The sequence below is a fragment of the Pseudomonas sp. UF-293 genome (genome assembly GCF_058245595.1).
In genome coordinates this window covers 89,657-108,166 of record NZ_JBSICA010000016.1, presented here as the reverse complement: position 1 = coordinate 108,166, position 18,510 = coordinate 89,657, and the positions used below count along the sequence as shown (strand labels likewise).

The 18,510-nt window shown below is 58.4% G+C and carries 22 protein-coding genes and 2 tRNA genes; 15 read left to right on the top strand and 9 right to left on the bottom strand.

Translation table 11 applies throughout. From position 1 onward, the window contains the following. The first annotated feature begins 131 nt into the window (after positions 1 to 131). Complete coding sequence (locus AC4IHP_RS17710; RefSeq protein ID WP_076563570.1) at positions 132 to 1,193, top strand: AI-2E family transporter; 1,062 nt, start codon at positions 132 to 134, stop codon at positions 1,191 to 1,193. On the opposite strand, the gene AC4IHP_RS17705 is transcribed toward AC4IHP_RS17710, so the two are convergent. From AC4IHP_RS17705 to AC4IHP_RS17695, 3 genes are all read right to left on the bottom strand, one after another. Further along, the gene (locus tag AC4IHP_RS17705) at positions 1,190 to 1,372 is read right to left on the bottom strand and encodes a hypothetical protein (RefSeq protein WP_041477171.1); all 183 of its coding nucleotides are present in this window, start codon (positions 1,370 to 1,372) and stop codon (positions 1,190 to 1,192) included. The two genes, AC4IHP_RS17710 and AC4IHP_RS17705, sit on opposite strands and share 4 nt — an antisense overlap. Positions 1,373 to 1,475: 103 nt before the next feature. Next, positions 1,476 to 1,670 carry a hypothetical protein gene (locus AC4IHP_RS17700; protein WP_016770691.1) on the bottom strand — a complete coding sequence of 65 codons (195 nt, stop codon included), beginning with the start codon at positions 1,668 to 1,670 and terminating at the stop codon, positions 1,476 to 1,478. Positions 1,671 to 1,900: 230 nt separating this feature from the next. Beyond that, positions 1,901 to 2,281: a hypothetical protein gene (locus AC4IHP_RS17695; RefSeq protein ID WP_024013471.1), complete on the bottom strand. Its 381-nt coding sequence runs from the start codon at positions 2,279 to 2,281 to the stop codon at positions 1,901 to 1,903. 243 nt (positions 2,282 to 2,524) lie between these two features. On the opposite strand from AC4IHP_RS17695, the gene AC4IHP_RS17690 reads away from it, so the two are divergent. Both AC4IHP_RS17690 and AC4IHP_RS17685 read left to right on the top strand, forming a co-directional pair. After that, positions 2,525 to 3,343 carry a shikimate 5-dehydrogenase gene (locus AC4IHP_RS17690; protein ID WP_490832311.1) on the top strand — a complete coding sequence of 273 codons (819 nt, stop codon included), beginning with the start codon at positions 2,525 to 2,527 and terminating at the stop codon, positions 3,341 to 3,343. A 200-nt stretch (positions 3,344 to 3,543) separates the two neighbouring features. Beyond that, on the top strand, positions 3,544 to 4,062 hold the full coding sequence (locus AC4IHP_RS17685) for a cupin domain-containing protein (protein WP_460120197.1): 519 nt from the start codon (positions 3,544 to 3,546) through the stop codon (positions 4,060 to 4,062). Positions 4,063 to 4,191: 129 nt separating this feature from the next. Here AC4IHP_RS17685 and AC4IHP_RS17680 read toward each other — a convergent pair whose 3' ends face one another. Next, entirely contained in the window at positions 4,192 to 4,836 is a 645-nt protein-coding gene (locus tag AC4IHP_RS17680; RefSeq protein WP_346623402.1) for a YceH family protein, read from the bottom strand. A gap of 125 nt (positions 4,837 to 4,961) precedes the next feature. Here AC4IHP_RS17680 and AC4IHP_RS17675 point away from each other — a divergent pair, with 125 nt between their 5' ends. Then, positions 4,962 to 5,471, top strand: a complete 510-nt coding sequence (locus tag AC4IHP_RS17675) for a DUF1993 domain-containing protein (protein ID WP_016775348.1) — start codon at positions 4,962 to 4,964, stop codon at positions 5,469 to 5,471. A 158-nt stretch (positions 5,472 to 5,629) separates the two neighbouring features. Here the strand turns inward: AC4IHP_RS17675 and sstT are convergent, their stop codons facing one another. Beyond that, entirely contained in the window at positions 5,630 to 6,862 is a 1,233-nt protein-coding gene (gene sstT / locus AC4IHP_RS17670; RefSeq protein ID WP_024013468.1) for a serine/threonine transporter SstT, read from the bottom strand. Positions 6,863 to 7,169: 307 nt separating this feature from the next. Here sstT and AC4IHP_RS17665 point away from each other — a divergent pair, with 307 nt between their 5' ends. Beyond that, positions 7,170 to 8,327 (top strand): MFS transporter, encoded by a 1,158-nt coding sequence (locus tag AC4IHP_RS17665; RefSeq protein ID WP_490832310.1) that lies wholly within the window; start codon positions 7,170 to 7,172, stop codon positions 8,325 to 8,327. Here AC4IHP_RS17665 and nhaR read toward each other — a convergent pair. After that, positions 8,322 to 9,221: a transcriptional activator NhaR gene (gene nhaR, locus AC4IHP_RS17660; RefSeq protein WP_465920744.1), complete on the bottom strand. Its 900-nt coding sequence runs from the start codon at positions 9,219 to 9,221 to the stop codon at positions 8,322 to 8,324. The genes AC4IHP_RS17665 and nhaR overlap by 6 nt on opposite strands. Positions 9,222 to 9,354: 133 nt before the next feature. Here nhaR and AC4IHP_RS17655 point away from each other — a divergent pair, with 133 nt between their 5' ends. Then, positions 9,355 to 9,597, top strand: coding sequence for a hypothetical protein (locus AC4IHP_RS17655; RefSeq protein ID WP_460120192.1), 243 nt, complete (start codon positions 9,355 to 9,357; stop codon positions 9,595 to 9,597). A gap of 29 nt (positions 9,598 to 9,626) precedes the next feature. Further along, complete coding sequence (locus AC4IHP_RS17650) at positions 9,627 to 10,376, top strand: TerC family protein (protein WP_071172950.1); 750 nt, start codon at positions 9,627 to 9,629, stop codon at positions 10,374 to 10,376. A 124-nt stretch (positions 10,377 to 10,500) separates the two neighbouring features. Here the strand turns inward: AC4IHP_RS17650 and AC4IHP_RS17645 are convergent, their stop codons facing one another. Then, positions 10,501 to 10,668, bottom strand: coding sequence for a hypothetical protein (locus AC4IHP_RS17645; RefSeq protein ID WP_460120189.1), 168 nt, complete (start codon positions 10,666 to 10,668; stop codon positions 10,501 to 10,503). A gap of 234 nt (positions 10,669 to 10,902) precedes the next feature. Here AC4IHP_RS17645 and AC4IHP_RS17640 point away from each other — a divergent pair, with 234 nt between their 5' ends. The 3 genes from AC4IHP_RS17640 to AC4IHP_RS17630 all read left to right on the top strand — a co-directional run bounded on the left by AC4IHP_RS17640 (position 10,903) and on the right by AC4IHP_RS17630 (position 12,090). Continuing rightward, positions 10,903 to 11,574, top strand: coding sequence for a cysteine peptidase family C39 domain-containing protein (locus AC4IHP_RS17640; RefSeq protein WP_490832325.1), 672 nt, complete (start codon positions 10,903 to 10,905; stop codon positions 11,572 to 11,574). Between the two features lie 90 nt (positions 11,575 to 11,664). After that, on the top strand, positions 11,665 to 11,871 hold the full coding sequence (locus AC4IHP_RS17635) for a DUF6021 family protein (protein WP_024013462.1): 207 nt from the start codon (positions 11,665 to 11,667) through the stop codon (positions 11,869 to 11,871). A 12-nt stretch (positions 11,872 to 11,883) separates the two neighbouring features. After that, positions 11,884 to 12,090 (top strand): hypothetical protein, encoded by a 207-nt coding sequence (locus AC4IHP_RS17630; protein WP_460120187.1) that lies wholly within the window; start codon positions 11,884 to 11,886, stop codon positions 12,088 to 12,090. A gap of 54 nt (positions 12,091 to 12,144) precedes the next feature. Here the strand turns inward: AC4IHP_RS17630 and pbpG are convergent, their stop codons facing one another. Together pbpG and folD are read right to left on the bottom strand one after the other, a co-directional pair. Beyond that, a complete protein-coding gene (gene pbpG / locus AC4IHP_RS17625) occupies positions 12,145 to 13,083 on the bottom strand; it encodes a D-alanyl-D-alanine endopeptidase (RefSeq protein WP_039763376.1) in 939 nt (312 codons plus the stop codon). A 230-nt stretch (positions 13,084 to 13,313) separates the two neighbouring features. Continuing rightward, entirely contained in the window at positions 13,314 to 14,168 is an 855-nt protein-coding gene (gene folD / locus AC4IHP_RS17620) for a bifunctional methylenetetrahydrofolate dehydrogenase/methenyltetrahydrofolate cyclohydrolase FolD (protein WP_016775338.1), read from the bottom strand. A 275-nt stretch (positions 14,169 to 14,443) separates the two neighbouring features. Here folD and AC4IHP_RS17615 point away from each other — a divergent pair. The 5 genes from AC4IHP_RS17615 (at position 14,444) to clpX (ending at position 18,463) form a co-directional block, all read left to right on the top strand. Next, positions 14,444 to 14,520 (top strand) — tRNA-Arg (locus AC4IHP_RS17615). A gap of 32 nt (positions 14,521 to 14,552) precedes the next feature. Further along, a tRNA-His gene (locus AC4IHP_RS17610) sits at positions 14,553 to 14,628 on the top strand. A gap of 400 nt (positions 14,629 to 15,028) precedes the next feature. Continuing rightward, positions 15,029 to 16,339, top strand: coding sequence for a trigger factor (gene tig, locus AC4IHP_RS17605; RefSeq protein ID WP_016775337.1), 1,311 nt, complete (start codon positions 15,029 to 15,031; stop codon positions 16,337 to 16,339). 92 nt (positions 16,340 to 16,431) lie between these two features. Next, a complete protein-coding gene (clpP, locus tag AC4IHP_RS17600; protein ID WP_016775336.1) occupies positions 16,432 to 17,067 on the top strand; it encodes an ATP-dependent Clp endopeptidase proteolytic subunit ClpP in 636 nt (211 codons plus the stop codon). A 112-nt stretch (positions 17,068 to 17,179) separates the two neighbouring features. Further along, positions 17,180 to 18,463, top strand: a complete 1,284-nt coding sequence (gene clpX / locus AC4IHP_RS17595; RefSeq protein ID WP_016775335.1) for an ATP-dependent Clp protease ATP-binding subunit ClpX — start codon at positions 17,180 to 17,182, stop codon at positions 18,461 to 18,463. Positions 18,464 to 18,510: the final 47 nt, after the last annotated feature.

Below are 18,510 nucleotides of genomic sequence, written 5' to 3'. Positions count from 1 at the left end.
CAGGGTAGGGCAGCGGTCGCAAGGATTTATTGATCTGGATCTATGCTCCATGAATAAACATGGCACTCGCGCGCGCGGCGGCTGACTAAGTGGGGCGGGCGTGCGTGACGCCTGACTGACATGGACCGGATATGAACGAAAAGAGTCTGCAATTCAAATCCCTGACAGTGCTGCTGGTGCTGGTCACGGTGGCCTTTATCTGGATTCTGCTGCCGTTCTACGGCGCGGTATTCTGGGCTGTCATCCTTGGCATTCTGTTTGCGCCGGTACAGCGCAGGTTGCAGCAGAAGTTCGGCTGGCAACGCAACGTGACGTCGCTGTGCACCTTGAGCCTGTGCCTGGTGGTCGCGATTCTGCCGGTGATCATCGTCAGCATCCTGCTGGTGCAGGAAGGGGCGACTGTCTACAAGAACATCGAAAGCGGCGAGCTGGATATTGCTGCCTATCTGGCGCAGTTCAAGCACAGCCTGCCGCCGTACTTTCAGCACTTGCTTGACCGCTTCGGCATGGGCGAACTCGACAGCTTGCGCGAGAAGATCGTCAAAGCGGCGATGCAGGGCAGTCAGGTGCTGGCGACTCAGGCGTTCAGTTTCGGCCAGGGCACGTTCGAATTCGTGGTGAGCTTTTTCATCATGCTGTATCTGCTGTTTTTCTTCCTGCGTGACGGCCCCGAGCTGGCGCGCAAGATGCGCACTGCCGTGCCGCTGGAAGAAAACCACAAGCGCCGCCTGCAACTGAAGTTCAATCGCGTGGTGCGCGCGACGGTCAAAGGCAACGTGGTCGTGGCCGTGACCCAAGGCGCGCTGGGCGGGTTGATTTTCTGGTTTCTCGATATTCCCAGCGCGCTGCTCTGGGCGGTGTTGATGGCGTTTCTGTCGCTGTTGCCAGCGGTGGGCGCGGGGATTGTCTGGGCGCCAGTGGCGGTGTATTTCCTGCTCAGCGGCATGATCTGGCAGGGCGTGGTGCTGGGCTTGTTCGGCGTCTTCGTGATCGGCCTGGTCGACAACGTGCTACGCCCGATTCTGGTGGGCAAGGACACGAAAATGCCCGATTACCTGATTCTGGTTTCTACCCTCGGCGGCCTCGCGGTCTTCGGCCTCAACGGCTTCGTGATCGGGCCGCTGATTGCCGCGTTGTTCCTGTCGAGCTGGGCGCTGTTCGTCGAGACCAAGCCCAAGGTGCAACTGCCTTAAGCATGAAATGTGCTGCTGGCGACCTGCTGCGACAAAGCCTGCGCTGCTGGCAACGAGGTGAGCGGGCCGCTGATTGGCTCGCCATCGCGCACCAGATACCAGCAAGCGAGCAAACCGGATGCACGCAGCGAAGCGGGAACTGCGCTGCCGATCACCGACATGATTTGAACCTGAGCCATGGGAAAACCTCCATCAAACTGATGGGGCTACCTTAGGGATTTGCTGGCGCTGCGGACAATCAACGCTTTCGATAGTGGTCATTGATGCCAGTGAGGTCTGGCGTCATTCGACCACTTGATCAAGCATGTGCATGACTTCGCGTTCATTGAGCAGGCCCTTGTGCACGAGGTTTTCGGCGAGCAGGGACAGCAGCTTGGCGCAGCGATGGCCTTCCAGGTGCTTGAGCTCGGTGAGCGCGCTGTACACCTTGCTCGAGGTGCACAGACCAACGATGCGGTGCGGATTTTGGGTGGGCATACAGTCGTCCTTGTTGTTATCGATCTGTTGTTTACGGACGGATTCAGATTGCGGTTCCGTCATGACAAAGTGGTGACCGTTTGATGAAAAAAATCTCTACGGTCGATTCCATCATGACGACTTTAGCTGCTCGAACTGTCCTCACAGCGACCTTGGCGAGATTTTTTCAGACGTTGGCCGACCAGCGGTCATAAAAAAGCCCTGCTCGAAAGCAGGGCTCTGTGTTGCGCTTACCAGCGTGGACCACCGTAATAACCATGTGGGCCGCCGTAATAACCGTGGGGCCGACCGTAATAACCGCGAGGCGGGCCGTAGTAGACCGGGGCCGGCTGCACGTAAACCGGTTGCTGCACATACACCGGCGCCGGTTGGTAATAGACCGGTGGTGGCGGTTGCTGCACGTAGACCGGTTGCGGCTGAACATAAACCGGTTGTTGTTGCACATACACCGGCCGATCCTGGTTGATCAGTGCCGAGCCGATGATGGCCGAGCCGACGATCGCGCCAAACACTGCAGGGCCCTGCCAGCCGTGGCCACCACCCGCTTCAGCCTGACCGGTGACGGCGAGCGCGCCAATCAACAAAGCCATGATGGGAAGTTTACGAATCATGATAAGTCCTCGGTTCTTCGACCCGGCGCCGCGGCCTGAACCAGGCCAGCAGTAGTCGCGGGGATACAGCTAAGACAGCAAATTTGCGAAATTCAGCACAGCCGCTGGGTAAATTTTGTGTAAGGTCTGTACCGGCTTCCTTACCCGGCTGCGCAGCGCCACAGACAAGCCGCAATGATGATTCAGAACCCGGTGGGCTGGCCAATCCCGTCCATCCGAAAGTGCGTTTGAAGGAGAAGTTTCATGCAGATGAACCCGAACAAAGACACCCAACTGTGCATGTCCCTGTCGGGGCGCCCGGGGAATTTCGGTCTGCGTTTTCACAACCATTTGTATGAACAGCTGGGCCTGAATTTCTATTACAAGGCATTCAGCAGCCGCGACCTGACCGGCGCGGTCGGTGGCATCCGTGCATTGGGCATTCGTGGCTGCGGCGTGTCGATGCCGTTCAAGGAAGCCTGCATTGCGCTGGTCGATGAGCTGGATGCGTCGGCAGCGGCGATCCAGTCGATCAACACCATCGTCAATACCGACGGCCACCTCAAGGCCTACAACACCGATTACATCGCCGTCGCGCAGTTGCTGGAAAGCCACGCGGTGGCGAAAGATTCGACCTTCGCCCTGCGTGGCAGCGGTGGCATGGCCAAAGCGGTGGCCAGCGCCCTGCGCGATGGTGGGTACAAGAACGGTTTGATTGTCGCCCGTAACGAGCGGGCCGGGCGGGCCTTGGCGGATTCGCTGGGTTATCGTTGGCAGGCCGAGCTGGGTGATGAGCGCCCGCAGATGCTGATCAATGTCACACCGGTGGGCATGGATGGCGGGCCGGAGGCGGGGCAACTGGCGTTCGAGCCTGAAGTGATCAAAGCGGCTGAGACTGTATTCGACGTGGTGGCGATCCCTTCGGAAACGCCGCTGATCGTGCGCGCGCGGGCCGAGGGTAAAAAGGTGATTACCGGGCTGGAAGTGATCGCGATTCAGGCGCTGGAGCAGTTTGTCCTCTACACCGGGGTGCGGCCGAATGAGGCGCAGTTTGCGGCGGCGGTGGATTTTGCGCGCAGCTGATTGATCTTTTAGTGGCTGGGTTGGCCTCTTCGCGAGCAGGCTCGCTCCCACAGGTTAAGCGTGTTCTTCCAGTTGGAATGCTATTGAATGTGGGAGCGAGCCTGCTTGCGAAGGCCGCGCTGCGGTTCTGGATCACTATCTATAATCCTCGCCAACACGCACAGACCTGCCCACCACAAAAACCATAACCGAGGCCGCTCATGCATCCGCCCATCCTCAACCTCAACGAGCTCGAACTCCAAGCCCTTCCCGAAGCCCTGGCCCCTGAAGGCGACACCGCCGGGCGTTATCAGCAGCGTTTCGCGCGGATCGGCCAGCAACTCGGTGCGCAGAAGCTCGGTTATCGCCTCTATGCGCTGCCAGCGGGCATGCGCGGCAGTCCATTCCATAGCCATCGGGTCAATGAAGAAATGTTCTACGTGGTGGCCGGGGAGGGCGAGGTGCGGTTGGGAGGTGAGCGTTTTCCGATCCGCGCCGGTGATGTGATCGCCTGCCCACCGGGCGGACCGGAGAAGGCTCATCAGATCATCAATACCAGCGCGGGCGAACTGCGTTATCTGGCGGTGAGCACTCAGCAGCAGCCGGAGATCTGCGAGTATCCGGATTCGAACAAGTATGCGGTGATGGATAATTTCACGGTGGATGCCGAGGGCAATGCCTCGGGATTTGTCGCAGTCGCGCGGCAGGTGGATGGGGTGGATTATTGGGACGGGGAATAAAATCTGAAATTTGCGGATGCCCCCCTGTGGGAGCGAGCCTGTTCGCGAAGGCGGCGGGTCATTCAACATCGTGGTGACTGACACTGCGCTTTCGCGAGCAGGCTCGCTCTCCCAAGGGCTTTGCGGTGGTTATTCGAGGCGGGCCAGGCGTTCTTCCAGCGCCGCGATGCGGGCCTCGAGTTCTTCGATACGCTCCAGGGAAACGCCACCGCTCGATCGCTCTCCAGGATTCTGCCGCGCTGCCAGGATCGCTTCGATATCCGCCGGATCGCCCAGGGCATGGGTATAACGATCCTCACGCTGCCCGGCCTGACGCGGAATCAATACCGCCAGACCGCGCGCGATCAGTCGTTCAAGCTGATGCACGACCTGCTCGGCATCTTCGAACTCATGCATGCGCCCGCTGCGGGTCAGCAGTTCATTGACGGTCTGCGGACCGCGCAGAAACATCAAACCCGTCAGAATCACCTGTGCTGGCACCAGTTCCAGCGCCTTGTCGACTTTGTGCTCCCAGCGGTCAGCGCGGCTGCCCATGACCAGCCGGGTAAAGCCACGACCCTCCAGCGCCCGCAGGCTCTGCCCGACCTGGCCCTGATTGAGGTTCATCACTGGTTCGCGGCTGGTTTTCTGATTGCACGCCAGCACCAGTGCGTTGAGGGTCAGCGGATAGGTTTCCGGGCTGGTGGCCTGTTTTTCGATCAGCGCACCGAGAATGCGGATTTCCGTGGCATTGAGCCGAGGCTGTTCGGAGGTGGATTCTTGTTCGTTGCTCATCGCGCGTTCCCTCTGCAGTCGAAGCCGCCTAGCCTAATCCTTGCCAAACAAAAGGCAAGCCGTGTGCTCATCAAGCATGGCTATAATCGCCACCACGTATTACCCAGCCATCACATGAGACTGCCATGACCATTTCACTGTACGCCGCATCCGTCCCGGTTTTTCAACAAATGCTCAACGCCCTGAGCGATGTGCTGAAAAAGGCTGAAGCCCACGCCAGCGCGAAAAACATCGACCAGAGCGTTTTCCTGCAAGCGCGTCTGTATCCGGACATGTTCCCACTGGTGCGTCAGGTGCAGATCGCCGTGGATTTCGCCAAAGGCGTGTCGGCGCGTCTGGCCGAAGTCGAACTGCCGAAGTACGACGACACTGAAACCACCTTCGCCGAGCTGCAAGCGCTGATCGCCAAGGTTCTGGCTTTCATCGGCGAGATCAAGCCAGAGCAGATCGACGGCAAGGAAGGCATCGAAATCGTGACCCGTCCGGGCACGCCGAAAGAGAAGCGCTTCAGTGGTCAGGCGTATCTGCTGACTTACGGCTTGCCGCAGTTCTTCTTCCACGTCACCACCACCTATGCGTTGCTGCGTCATAACGGCGTAGAAGTGGGCAAGCGCGATTACATGGGCGCGTTCTAAACACCCGGATACGAAAAAGCCCGCCAAGGTTCGCGCCTTGGCGGGCTTTTGTTTTTCTGTGGGAGCGAGCCTGCTCGCAAATGCGGCGTATCAGGCGATATTAATGCTGAATGTCTCGCCCCTTTCGCGCGCAGGCTCGCTCCCACAGGATACGGCGGTTACGCCGTACGCTGAGCCTTCTCTTCCTCGCCCAGGCAAGCCGCTGCGGTAAACAGCACGTCTGTCGAGGAGTTCAGCGCGGTCTCCGCCGAATCCTGCAGCACGCCGATAATGAAGCCCACCGCCACGACTTGCATGGCGATCTCGCTCGGAATGCCGAACAGGCTGCACGCCAGCGGAATCAGCAGCAGCGAGCCACCGGCCACACCCGAAGCGCCACAGGCACAGATCGCGGCAACGACACTGAGCAGGATTGCGGTCGGAATGTCCACGGCAATGCCCAGGGTGTGCACGGCCGCCAGGGTCAGCACAGTGATGGTGATCGCCGCACCGGCCATGTTGATGGTGGCGCCGAGCGGAATCGATACCGAGTAGGTGTCTTCGTGCAGGCCCAGGCGCTTGCTCAATTCCAGGTTGACCGGAATGTTCGCCGCCGAACTGCGGGTGAAGAACGCGGTGATGCCGCTTTCGCGCAGGCACATCAGGGTCAGCGGGTACGGATTGCGGCGTAGCTTCCAGAACACGATCAGCGGGTTCATCACCAGCGCGACGAACAGCATGCAGCCCAACAGCACCGCCAGCAGGTGCGCGTAGCCGAGCAGCGCGCCGAAACCGGAGGTGGCCAATGTCGAAGCGACCAGGCCGAAGATGCCCAGCGGCGCAAAGCGAATGACTACGCGGACGATTACGGTGACGCCATTGGACAAGTCACCGAGCACTTCGCGGGTGGTGTCGCCAGCGTGGCGGATGGCAATGCCCATGCCGATCGCCCAGGCCAGAATGCCGATGAAATTGGCATTCATCAGTGCGCTGACCGGGTTGTCGACGACGCTCAGCAACAGGCTTTGCAGCACTTCGCCGATGCCGCCGGGTGCTGTCACGGCAACGTTTTCGGTCGATAACACCAGATTCGACGGGAACGCCATGCTGGCGACCACGGCCACCACCGCAGCGCTGAATGTACCCAGCAGGTAAAGGAACAGAATCGGCCGGATGTGGGTTTCCTGACCGTGCTTGTGGTTGGCAATCGAGGCCATCACCAGCACGAACACCAGAATCGGCGCCACGGCTTTCAACGCCGAGACAAACACCTTGCCGATGAACGCGGTGGACTTCGCCAGCTCCGGTGCAATCAGGGCCAGGGCAATACCGGCGATCAGACCAATGACGATCTGGCTGACCAGACTCAGGCGTTTCAGGCGTTGCAGTAACGAAGGGGATGAAGCGGTCATAGCGGCATCTCTGTTTTTTATAGGGTGCGAAGCGTCGTGGGCAGTCACGAAACGCCTGTCGAGGTGACATCAGCGCGGCTAAACGCAGCGTTGAACAGCTGTACGATTTTCAGGGCGCGGACTTTATCACAGCGTAGGCGTGAACCTTCAGGCCTGTGACGATCTGCCACCGGATCGGCCCGGCAGATCGGCAGTTTTGGGCAACTCAGTGCCAGCACAGTCTGTTAAGCTTCGCCATCCTCATTTTCAAGTTCTGCCAGCGGGCCTCCGGGTCAACGCTGGTGTCGTCGTTTTGCTGGAGTTGCGCATGCTGTTGCCTATTCTTCTGTTGTCCGCCGCCGGGTTCACGGTGCTGACCACGGAATTCGTCATTGTCGGTCTGTTGCCGGCGATTGCCCGAGACCTCGAAGTCAGCATCCCGCAAGCCGGGCTGCTGGTGACCTTGTTCGCCTTTACCGTGGCGCTGTTTGGCCCCTTCCTGACCGCTTATTTCGCCCGTTTCGAACGGCGCAAACTGTTCATCAGCATCCTGATCATGTTTGGTCTGGCCAACACTGTGGCGGCGTTGGCGCCGAACATTTGGGTGATGGCCATTGCGCGGTTGATTCCGGCGTTGGGTTTGCCAGTGTTCTGGGCATTGGCCAGCGAAACGGCAGTGGATATCGTCGGTCCGGATTTCGCCGGCCGCGCCATCGCCAAGATCGGTTTCGGTATCGTCTGCGCGACGGTGTTCGGCATTCCGGTCGGTACGCTGATCTCCGATGCGTTCGGCTGGCGCAGCGCATTCGGCATTCTGGCGCTGATCGCGTTTGCCAAAGCCTTGTTGCTGTTTGTCTATTTGCCGAAAACCAGTCTGCACCAGCATCAGGTCAGCTTCCGTTCGCAATTCAAGATCCTGCGCAGCCCGCTGATGCTCGGCCATATCTTGTTGTCGATTCTGGTGTTCAGCGGCATGTTCACCGTTTACACCTACCTTGCTGACATCCTCGAACGTCTGGCCGGTTTCAACGGCACTGTCGTCGGCTGGTGCCTGATGGCGTTTGGCGCCGTCGGGCTGATCGGCAACTCGCTTGGCGGGCGTGCGGTGGATCGGCATCCGCTGGGGGCGTCGGTGTTGTTCTGCGCGTTCATGATCGCCGGCATGGTTTCGCTGGTGCCGAACATTCATTCGCCAGTGGGTCTGGCGGTGGCGATGGGCATCTGGGGCGTGACTCAGGCGGCGCTGTTCCTGGTCAGCCACGTGCGCCTGATGAAAGCCGCGCCGGAAGCGCCGGCCTTTGCCGCGTCGCTGAACATCGCCGGGGCCAATCTCGGCATCGGCCTGGGCGCGATGGTCGGCGGCCGGGTGATCGACACTGCCGGGCTGGGCTTTCTCGGCTTTGCCGCTGCCGGCTTCATTTTGCTTTCGGTGTTCCTCGCCATGGTGCTGATGACGCTGAAGCCGCGTGAAGTCTGCGCTTCATAACCCGGTAAACAGCTCGCGGCGGGCACCCTCGGTAATCGCGACGATGCCAGGGTGCTTGACCTTGCGCTCCACCGAAATGGCATAGAACGACTCGCTCACGGCGTCGGTCTGGCCGATCAACTCGACGCCGTACTGGCGCTTCACTTCCTCGGCAATCACGCTCGGGCCGATAAAGATCCCGCTGCCGGATTGGCCGAAGGCCTGCATCAAAGCGCTGTCATCGAACTCGCCGACAATCTGCGGCTGGATCTGCTGTTCGGCGAACCAGCGCTGCAGACGGCTGCGCACCACGGTTTCCGCGCCGGGAATCAGCAGCGGCGCGCCGTGCAGGCTGCGCGGGAAATCCTGACCATACCGTGCGGCCAGTTCGGCGGTGGCGAAAAAACTGATCCCGCATTCACCGAGTTTCTGGCTGTAGCCTTTGATGTCCAGATGCGAAGGCATCGGGCTGTCGGAAATCACCAGATCCAGACGCTGGATGGCCAGATCGGCGAGCAGACGTTCGAGTTTGTCCTCGCGACAAGTGATGCGCAGCGGCTCGCTCAACTCCATGGTCGGCGCGATCAGGCGGTAGACGATGGACTTCGGCACTACGTCGGCCACGCCAACGCGAAAGAGAATCTGCTGCTCGTTGGGCTGCGCGCGCAGCATCAGTTCCAGTTCGCCACCCAACTGAAACATCTGCTCGGCGTAGGGCAGGGCCTGGCGCCCGGCTTCGGTGAGCTCCAGTTGTCGGCCAACCCGGCGAAACAGTTCTACGCCATAGGTTTGTTCAAGCAGTGAAATCTGTCCGCTGATGGTCTGTGGCGTCAGGTTCAGCTGCTCGCAGGCCCGGACGATGCTGCCGGTTTTGGCTACGACCCAGAAGTAATGCAGTTGTCGGTAATTGAGCATAGTGATGGCCACTTCGTGAAAATCGAAGTATAGCCGCTAAAAATACGAATTTTCCTGAACTGTTCATCTCCCTAGAATGCCCAGCCATCGACGGCCGGTGTGTGCGCCTGTCTGCTCATTCGAAGGAAACCCTATGAAATACACATTCCCCGCATTGATGTTTGCGTCTTTACTGGTTCTGGCCGGTTGCGATCAGGCGGAAAAAAGCGCGCAGCAATTGATGGGCGCTGCGGCTGAAACCGCCAAGCAAGCGATCGACGACACTCACAAGGCTGCTGAGCAAGCGCTCAGCGATGCCACTGGTGGCTTGATCGAGAAAAAAGAAGCACCGGAAAAACCAACGGAAGAATCCGAATCTTCCTCCAAGACCATCTAAACCGTCTTACACAGAGTCAGGACTGACCCATGGAATATCTGTTAGAACTCGCCGCCAGCCCTACCGCCTGGGTTGCTTTGGCCACACTGGTGGTAATGGAAATCGTGCTCGGCATCGATAACCTGATCTTTATCTCGATCCTGACCAACAAACTGCCCGAACAGCATCGGCAGAAAGCGCGCCGCATCGGTATCGGCATGGCCCTGATTCTGCGTCTGGCGCTGTTGAGCACCATCGCGTTCATCGTGCAGTTGACCGAGCCTGTGATCGAAATCCTTGGTCAGGCGTTCTCCTGGAAGGACATGATCCTGATCGCCGGTGGCTTGTTCCTGGTGTGGAAAGCCACGACCGAGATCCATCACAGCATGGACCCGTCGCCGGAAGACCCGAAGACCGCGACTTCCACTGTAACTCTGGGTTTTGCCGCGGCTATCGGTCAGATCCTGATGCTCGACATGGTGTTCTCGATCGACAGCATCATTACGGCTGTCGGCATGACCGAACACTTGCCGATCATGATCATCGCGGTAGTGGTGTCGGTGCTGGTGATGCTGCTCGCGGCTGATCCGCTGGCCAAGTTCATCAACGACAACCCGACTGTGGTCATGCTGGCGCTGGGCTTCCTGATCATGATCGGCATGACGCTGATCGCCGAAGGCTTCGGCGCTCACGTACCGAAAGGTTATGTGTACGCAGCCATGGCGTTCTCGGCGGGCATCGAAGTGTTGAACATGATGTCGCGCCGGGCGAAGCAGAAGAAGGTTGCTCAGCAGGCGTAAACGCTGACAACAAAAAAACCGCCTGGGCTGGTTGAGCTCAGGCGGTTTTTTTTTCACCTTTAGCTGAGTTTTCGAGAGCGCGCTGCTGCTGAGCGCTCTCATGGGGGGAAGACCCTGCTGGTCTTCAGTGCGCAGCAACGTGCCGCACTGGGTGCTTCTCTGTCTTCTCAACCGGCATCGTCTGTACCGGATGATGATGCCGCCGCGAAATTCGCAGCACGCCCCACAACATGGCAGTTGCCACGGCCAGCCAGCCGGCTATCAACATCACGATGGTCATGGTCAGGCTCATTGGTGCCTCCTCTTCGCCCTGCATCGGGCGCCCGCTTTTCGCAATTCGCTCTATTTGAGTGACAGTCTAGTCAATGGGGTGTTTCAAGCTATTGACCAAAGGTCGTTAACGACCAATCAGTTTGCTCTATGCAATCGCCGGGTCTGCCGTTTAAGGCTATACCGCGCGCGGGTGCGGCTCTATGATCGCTGGCGTTGCCGGAACACGATGACCGGCGTCTGGAAGAGAGTGATGATGGTGCAGGTATTTTCTCGAGTGCGTGGGGCGCTGCTGGCTGCCGTTTGCGTTGCGGTGCTGAACGGATGTGCAGGCAATGTGGCGCCTGAAGTCAAACGCTTGCCGGAACGGGTTGAGCTTAGCGGTACTTTCTATCGAGGCGAAGCCAACCAGAGTGGGCCACAGGTACTGGCCAGTCTGCTCTCGCAACAGGGTATCGTCATCACCCCGGGCCTTCTCGAAAAACCGCTGCACTTGCCGGGCGCTGAGGACAAGCTGCAGCAGAACATGCAGAACCTTGCCCGCGAATATGGCCTGGTGGTCTATCCGCTCGACAGCAAGCTGCCAGCGTTACTGACCCAGGTTGCGGCCGGCTATCCAGTCATGGTGCGTTTCAGTGAAGGTTCGGCATTCTGGGCGGAGCCGCGTTACGCGATCCTGTCCGGCTACGATCGCAATAAACAGAAGGTCCTGTTGCGCGCCGGCAAGAATCGTCGGCAGTTGATGGATTTCGGCAGCTTTGAAGCAGCGCTCGACAAGGCCGGTGGCTGGGCGATCCTGATTCAGAAGCCGTCGCAGATCCCGGCATCCGTCGACCGTTCCCGTTGGCTGAAAGCCGCCGATGAGCTGGCGCAGGCCGGTGAAGAAAACGCTGCGGCGCAGGCGAGAAAGGCTCTGGCAGCGCAATAGACCTCCGTTCGTCATCTGCCGGGCACGACTGTGCCCGGCCGGCCTCTGAAGATTAATGCCCGTGCTTCGCGGGTGAATCAAGGAGGCAACATGGCAGATTCCCCAAACCCGAAAGGCCCGCACTCGTCCGAACATTCCTCGGGTGATGATCTGGGATTCGATCCGGATTCGCCGGACCTTGACGATCCGCAAGTCGATCCGGTCGGTCCGGCCAAGGCGCCGCTGGATGTCGAGCCCGGTGAAGATCCGAAGAAACCGGCCAAGCCCTATGATCCGTTAGCCGATCTGAAACCTTGATGTGAGGTGCGTATGAGTACCGATTCAAGCTTCGATGACCACAAACCTGACAGTGTGCCGACCACGCCGGAGCCTGAGGTTGATCCGGTGCTGGACCCGGACAGCCCGATGCGTGATCCCATGGCGCGGCCCAATGTACTGACCCCGGACGTTTCACCAAAGCCGAGCTCGGGCGATGGCATTCCCGATGACGACAAGATGCCGCTGCCAAACGACTGACGCGCAGACGAAAAAAAGCCCCGAGAATTCGGGGCTTTTTCATTCCTGCGGGTTTTATTTCGCCGCTTCGACCACGCCGCTCTGACGGCTCTTGAGGTTCTTGTCGGCTTTGTACTGCTGTGCCACCGCAGGAACAGTGGCGCTGCGTCCGGTTTCCACCCAGCTGCGGATACGGCTGGCATCGGCAAAATGTGTGTACTTGCCAAACGCATCGAGAATCACCAGCGCGACCGGGCGGTTGCCCATCTTCGTCACCAACACCAGACAATGGCCGGCCGGATTGGTGAAACCGGTCTTGGTGATCTTGATGTCCCAATCGGCCTTATTGACCAAGTGGTCGGTATTGCGAAAGCCCAAGGTGTAGTTGGGCTTGCGGAACGCCACGGTCTTTTCCTTGGTGGTGGTCAGTTGCACGAGAAGCGGTTGCTTGTGCGCGGCCACCAGCAATTTGCTCAGGTCACGGGCGGTGGAAACGTTGCGCTCCGACAGGCCGGTCGGCTCGACGAAGTGCGTGCTGGTCATGCCCAGCGCCTTGGCCTTGGCGTTCATCGCTGCAATAAAAGCAGCGTAGCCGCCCGGATAATGATGAGCGAGGCTGGCGGCAGCGCGGTTTTCCGAAGACATCAACGCGATCAGCAGCATCTCGCGGCGCGGCAGCTCACTCTTGAGTTTGACCCGGGAGAACACACCCTTCATTTCCGGGGTGTTCCTGATATCGACATCGATCCATTCGTCCATGTTCTGTCGAGCTTCTACCACGACCAGGCCGGTCATCAGCTTGCTGACGGAAGCGATCGGCACGATCACGTCAGGGTTGCTGGAATAGATGACTTTGTTGGTCTGCATATCCATGAGCAGGGCGCTGCCGGACGCGATCTTCAAAGTCGAAGCGTCACGCGGGACAGCGGTGGTTTCCGCAGCGTTGATCGTTGGCGTGATGAATGTGCCTGTGACAGCGAACAACAGGCTCAGAATCGAGAGACGAATTTTCACGCGGGCGAACTCTAAAAGGTTGGATATACCGTTAGTTTGTAACGGGTTATTTCTTAAAACCGGCGCATTTTAGGAGTATGGCTGAAGAACTGTCGATGGTTGTTTGAGAGACCTGAAAATCTCGTGAAAACGCCTGTAAAAAGAGCAGTTTCCGGCGAACGGTTCGAGTTTTTTCTCAGGCATGAAAAACCCCGCGCAAGGCGGGGTTCTGGTACAGCGAAAAAAACCGGTCAGACGTGCAGGGTTTCTGCCGCGTAGAGGGTGTTTTCCAGCAGGCAGGCGCGGGTCATCGGACCAACGCCGCCCGGTACCGGGGTAATCCAGCCGGCGCGGGGCAGGGCGGTTTCGTAGACGACGTCACCGACCAGTTTGCCGTCGTCCTGACGGTTGATGCCGACGTCGATCACGATCGCGCCTTCCTTGATCCACTCGCCCTTGACCAGGCCAGGCTTGCCGGCGGCGACGACCACCAGATCAGCGCGGCCGACGTGGCCGGCCAGATCCTTGGTGAAACGGTGGGTCACGGTGACGGTGCAGCCGGCCAGCAGCAATTCCATGGCCATCGGGCGACCGACGATATTGGAGGCGCCGACGACCACAGCGTCCATCCCGTAAAGGTCTGCGCCGGTGCTTTCCAGCAGGGTCATGATGCCTTTCGGGGTGCACGGACGCAGCAGCGGGATACGCTGAGCCAGGCGGCCGACGTTGTACGGATGGAATCCGTCGACGTCTTTGTCCGGGCGGATGCGTTCCAGCAGTTTGGACGCGTCGAGATGTTCTGGCAGAGGCAGCTGCAGGAGAACGCCGTCGATGGCCGGGTCGTCATTGAGGCGATCGATCAGATCGGTCAGGGCGTCCTGAGTGGTGTCGGAGGGCAGGTCGTAGGCTTGAGAGAGGAAACCAACCTCTTCACAGTCTTTACGCTTGTGCGAGACATAAACCTGAGAGGCAGGATCGCTGCCGACCAGGATCACCGCGAGGCCGGGGGTGCGCAGGCCTTGCTGGCGACGCTCGGCAACTCGTTGGGCGATCTGCTGGCGCAGGCTGGCGGCGATCGATTTGCCGTCGATTAGTTGTGCAGTCATTGCGCGTGATTAACCATCGAGAGGGGAAAAAATGAGAGCGCATTCTCGCATGTCGAGCGGTGAGGGCAAAGGCGCTTGGTCAGCAAATTCCTCTAACTCCTTTAATTAAATGAATTTTTTTCAAAAAGGATTTGACGACCTTTGGAGCCCTCTATACTATTCGTCGCACTTGTCGGGCACAGCCTAGCACTGGTTAAGAAGGTGAGGCGGAATCAAGGTTCTGCGACACTGGAAAGCACTTAGTTTGTAGTCCTTTAAGAGTACAGATTAACAAGGCGCCCGTAGCTCAGCTGGATAGAGCATCCGCCTTCTAAGCGGATGGTCGCAGGTTCGAGTCCTGCCGGGTGCGCCATTAGGCAGCTTTGGCACAAGTAACGCGATATGGTGGGCGTAGCTCAGTTGGTAGAGCACGGGATTGTGACTCCCGTTGTCGTGGGTTCGATCCCCATCGTCCACCCCATATTTCGAAAGGCGCCAGATTTAACAGTCTGGCGCCTTTTTTGTTTTAGCGGTTTTGAAATCCGATCTGGTCGGTTTCAGGTCGCAGAGCGGGGCACTTCATCGCATTTAAACGATCCGATGACGCTGAACTGCTCGTCGTTCCGGTTCTGCTGGAATGGCTGTCAGGGCGGATTTGATTGTTGCTTCTATATATAGAAGCGTTGATGCAGAGCCCTGATCTGATTGCTTGTATTCGCCAGTGGAGTGCACGGCATTCGTGCGGCACTCCCTATAAATTGCCTGCTGTTTTTTTACCCGTTTCCAGTAGGGTGACTTCTTGAGTTTGACCCACTAGAATGCATGCCCTTGATTCTGGGGTCGGAAACGGCCGGCTAACGTCTGTGCAACGAGGAATATCCATGCAAGTTTCTGTTGAAAATACTACTGCTCTCGAGCGCCGCATGAGCGTCACCGTGCCGGCAGAGCGCATCGAGACTCAGGTCAACAAGCGTCTGCAGCAGACTGCCCAAAAGGCTAAAATTGCTGGCTTCCGTCCAGGCAAAGTGCCAATGAGCGAAATCAAGCGCCGTTTCGGTGCTGATGCGCGTCAGGAAGCGGTAGGCGACGTCATCCAGTCTTCCTTCTACGAAGCTGTGGTCGAGCAGAAGCTGAACCCTGCCGGTTCGCCTTCGATCGAGCCAAAGTCGCTCGAAGCGGGCAAGGACCTGGAATACGTTGCTGTGTTCGAAGTCTTCCCTGAGTTCACCGTTGCTGGCTTCGAAGGCATCACTGTTGAGCGTCTGAGCGCTGAAGTGGCTGACGCTGACCTGGACAAGATGCTCGACATCCTGCGCAAGCAGAACACCCGTTTCGAAGTGGCCGACCGTGCTGCCCAGAACGAAGACCAGTTGAACATCGATTTCGTTGGCAAGGTTGACGGCGAAGTATTCGCTGGCGGCTCCGCCAAGGGCACTCAGTTGGTGCTCGGTTCCGGTCGCATGATTCCGGGCTTCGAAGAAGGCCTGGTTGGCGCTAAGGCTGGCGAAGAGCGCGTTCTGAACCTGACCTTCCCTGAGGACTATCAGAACCTGGACCTGGCTGGCAAAACCGCCGAGTTCACCGTGACCGTCAACACTGTGTCCGAGCCTAAGCTGCCTGAGCTGAACGAAGAGTTCTTCGCTCAATTCGGCATCAAGGAAAGCGGCATCGACGGTTTCCGCACCGAAGTTCGCAAGAACATGGAGCGTGAACTGCGTCAGGCGATCAAATCCAAGGTCAAGAATCAGGTCATGGACGGTCTGCTGGCCACCAACCCGATCGAAGTGCCAAAGGCTCTGCTGTCCAACGAAGTTGACCGTCTGCGCGTGCAGGCTGTTCAGCAATTCGGCGGCAACATCAAGCCGGATCAGCTGCCGGCCGAGCTGTTCGAAGAGCAAGCCAAGCGCCGCGTCGTACTGGGCCTGATCGTTGCTGAAGTGGTCAAGCAGTTCGACCTCAAGCCTGATGAAGCTCGCGTTCGCGAAATGATTCAGGAAATGGCTTCCGCTTACCAGGAGCCAGAGCAGGTCGTGTCGTGGTACTACAAAAACGAGCAGCAACTGAACGAAGTCCGTTCGGTTGTGCTGGAAGAGCAAGTTGTGGATACTGTTCTGCAGAAAGCTAGTGTGACCGATAAATCGGTCTCCTACGAAGAAGCAGTCAAGCCGGTAGAAGCTCCAGCAGCCGACTGATTGATTTTGCGTTAGAAGTGCACACCATAAGCCAGCTCTCGAGCTGGCTTATGCGTATTCAAGACATAACTATTTGGGAGCGACTGCAGAGCATGTTCCGTAATTCTTATATTCAGCAGAACTCTGATATCCAGGCCGCCGGCGGCCTGGTCCCGATGGTTGTCGAGCAGTCCGCTCGTGGCGAACGCGCCTACGACATCTATTCGCGCCTGCTCAAGGAGCGAGTGATCTTTCTGGTGGGCCCGGTAGAGGACTACATGGCCAACCTGATCTGTGCGCAACTGCTGTTCCTTGAAGCGGAAAACCCGGACAAGGACATCCATCTGTACATCAACTCGCCGGGCGGTTCGGTGACTGCAGGCATGTCGATCTACGACACCATGCAGTTCATCAAGCCGAACGTGTCGACCACCTGCATCGGTCAGGCCTGCAGCATGGGCGCATTCCTGCTCACCGCAGGTGCACCGGGCAAGCGTTTCTGCCTGCCGAACTCGCGCGTGATGATTCACCAGCCACTGGGCGGTTTCCAGGGCCAGGCGTCGGATATCGAAATCCACGCCAAGGAAATCCTCTTCATCCGCGAGCGTCTGAACATGCTGATGGCCAAGCACAGCGGCCGTACTCTGGAAGAAATCGAGCGCGATACCAATCGCGACAACTTCATGAGTGCCGAAGCTGCGAAGGAATACGGCCTGATCGACGAAGTGATCAACCAGCGTCCAGCTTAATATAAGCAGCGCAAAACAGGCCTGATCGGCATGTCCGATCAGCGGCGGGCTTGAAAAAGCCCGCAATAGCCTTCATCTTGTGTTGCAAGCCTATCGGATTTGGATCGAACGAATGACTGACACCCGCAACGGCGAGGACAACGGCAAGCTGCTCTATTGCTCCTTCTGTGGCAAAAGCCAGCATGAAGTGCGCAAATTGATTGCCGGCCCCTCGGTCTTTATCTGCGACGAGTGCGTCGACCTGTGCAATGACATCATCCGCGAGGAGGTGCAGGAAGCACAGGCCGAAAGCAGCGCGCATAAATTGCCTTCGCCTAAAGAAATCAGCGGCATCCTTGACCAGTACGTCATCGGTCAGGAGCGTGCGAAAAAGGTTTTGGCCGTAGCGGTGTACAACCACTACAAGCGCCTGAACCAGCGTGACAAAAAGGCTGACGACGTCGAACTCGGCAAGAGCAACATCCTGCTGATCGGCCCTACAGGCTCCGGTAAAACCCTGCTGGCCGAAACACTGGCCCGCTTGCTGAACGTTCCGTTCACCATCGCTGACGCAACCACCCTCACCGAGGCCGGTTACGTGGGTGAAGATGTCGAGAACATCATTCAGAAGCTGCTGCAGAAGTGCGATTACGACGTAGAGAAAGCCCAGATGGGTATTGTCTACATCGACGAAATCGACAAGATTTCCCGTAAGTCCGACAACCCGTCGATCACCCGCGATGTTTCCGGTGAAGGCGTGCAGCAGGCCTTGCTCAAGTTGATCGAAGGCACGGTCGCTTCGGTTCCGCCGCAAGGTGGCCGCAAGCATCCGCAGCAGGAATTCCTGCAGGTCGACACCCGTAACATCCTGTTCATCTGCGGTGGTGCGTTCTCCGGCCTGGAAAAGGTCATTCAGAACCGTTCCACCAAAGGCGGCATCGGCTTCAACGCCGAAGTGCGCAGCAAGGAAGAGGGCAAGAAAGTCGGTGAATCCCTGCGTGAAGTCGAGCCTGACGATCTGGTCAAGTTCGGTCTGATCCCGGAATTCGTCGGTCGTCTGCCGGTCCTGGCGACACTGGACGAGCTCGACGAGGCTGCGCTGATGCAAATCCTCACCGAGCCGAAAAATGCTCTGACCAAACAGTATGCCAAGCTGTTCGAGATGGAAGGCGTGGATCTGGAATTCCGTTCCGACGCGCTGAAATCGGTCGCCAAGCGCGCTCTGGAACGTAAAACCGGTGCTCGTGGCCTGCGCTCGATTCTCGAAGGTGTGCTGCTCGACACGATGTATGAAATCCCCTCGCAGTCCGAGGTGAGCAAAGTCGTGATCGATGAAAGCGTCATCGAAGGCAAGTCCAAGCCACTGTATATCTACGAAAACAGTGAGCCGACGGCCAAGGCAGCGCCGGACGCGTAAGCGTCCACCGCGCCGCAACAAAGAAGGGGCCTTCGGGCCTCTTTTTT

Coding starts and splice junctions, on each gene's coding strand:
- AC4IHP_RS17710 (WP_076563570.1), top strand. CDS start 132: ATGAACGAAAAGAGTCTGCAATTCAAATCCCTGACAGTGCTGCTGGTG.
- AC4IHP_RS17705 (WP_041477171.1), bottom strand. CDS start 1,372: ATGGCTCAGGTTCAAATCATGTCGGTGATCGGCAGCGCAGTTCCCGCT.
- AC4IHP_RS17700 (WP_016770691.1), bottom strand. CDS start 1,670: ATGCCCACCCAAAATCCGCACCGCATCGTTGGTCTGTGCACCTCGAGC.
- AC4IHP_RS17695 (WP_024013471.1), bottom strand. CDS start 2,281: ATGATTCGTAAACTTCCCATCATGGCTTTGTTGATTGGCGCGCTCGCC.
- AC4IHP_RS17690 (WP_490832311.1), top strand. CDS start 2,525: ATGCAGATGAACCCGAACAAAGACACCCAACTGTGCATGTCCCTGTCG.
- AC4IHP_RS17685 (WP_460120197.1), top strand. CDS start 3,544: ATGCATCCGCCCATCCTCAACCTCAACGAGCTCGAACTCCAAGCCCTT.
- AC4IHP_RS17680 (WP_346623402.1), bottom strand. CDS start 4,836: ATGAGCAACGAACAAGAATCCACCTCCGAACAGCCTCGGCTCAATGCC.
- AC4IHP_RS17675 (WP_016775348.1), top strand. CDS start 4,962: ATGACCATTTCACTGTACGCCGCATCCGTCCCGGTTTTTCAACAAATG.
- sstT (WP_024013468.1), bottom strand. CDS start 6,862: ATGACCGCTTCATCCCCTTCGTTACTGCAACGCCTGAAACGCCTGAGT.
- AC4IHP_RS17665 (WP_490832310.1), top strand. CDS start 7,170: ATGCTGTTGCCTATTCTTCTGTTGTCCGCCGCCGGGTTCACGGTGCTG.
- nhaR (WP_465920744.1), bottom strand. CDS start 9,221: ATGCTCAATTACCGACAACTGCATTACTTCTGGGTCGTAGCCAAAACC.
- AC4IHP_RS17655 (WP_460120192.1), top strand. CDS start 9,355: ATGAAATACACATTCCCCGCATTGATGTTTGCGTCTTTACTGGTTCTG.
- AC4IHP_RS17650 (WP_071172950.1), top strand. CDS start 9,627: ATGGAATATCTGTTAGAACTCGCCGCCAGCCCTACCGCCTGGGTTGCT.
- AC4IHP_RS17645 (WP_460120189.1), bottom strand. CDS start 10,668: ATGAGCCTGACCATGACCATCGTGATGTTGATAGCCGGCTGGCTGGCC.
- AC4IHP_RS17640 (WP_490832325.1), top strand. CDS start 10,903: ATGGTGCAGGTATTTTCTCGAGTGCGTGGGGCGCTGCTGGCTGCCGTT.
- AC4IHP_RS17635 (WP_024013462.1), top strand. CDS start 11,665: ATGGCAGATTCCCCAAACCCGAAAGGCCCGCACTCGTCCGAACATTCC.
- AC4IHP_RS17630 (WP_460120187.1), top strand. CDS start 11,884: ATGAGTACCGATTCAAGCTTCGATGACCACAAACCTGACAGTGTGCCG.
- folD (WP_016775338.1), bottom strand. CDS start 14,168: ATGACTGCACAACTAATCGACGGCAAATCGATCGCCGCCAGCCTGCGC.
- tig (WP_016775337.1), top strand. CDS start 15,029: ATGCAAGTTTCTGTTGAAAATACTACTGCTCTCGAGCGCCGCATGAGC.
- clpP (WP_016775336.1), top strand. CDS start 16,432: ATGTTCCGTAATTCTTATATTCAGCAGAACTCTGATATCCAGGCCGCC.
- clpX (WP_016775335.1), top strand. CDS start 17,180: ATGACTGACACCCGCAACGGCGAGGACAACGGCAAGCTGCTCTATTGC.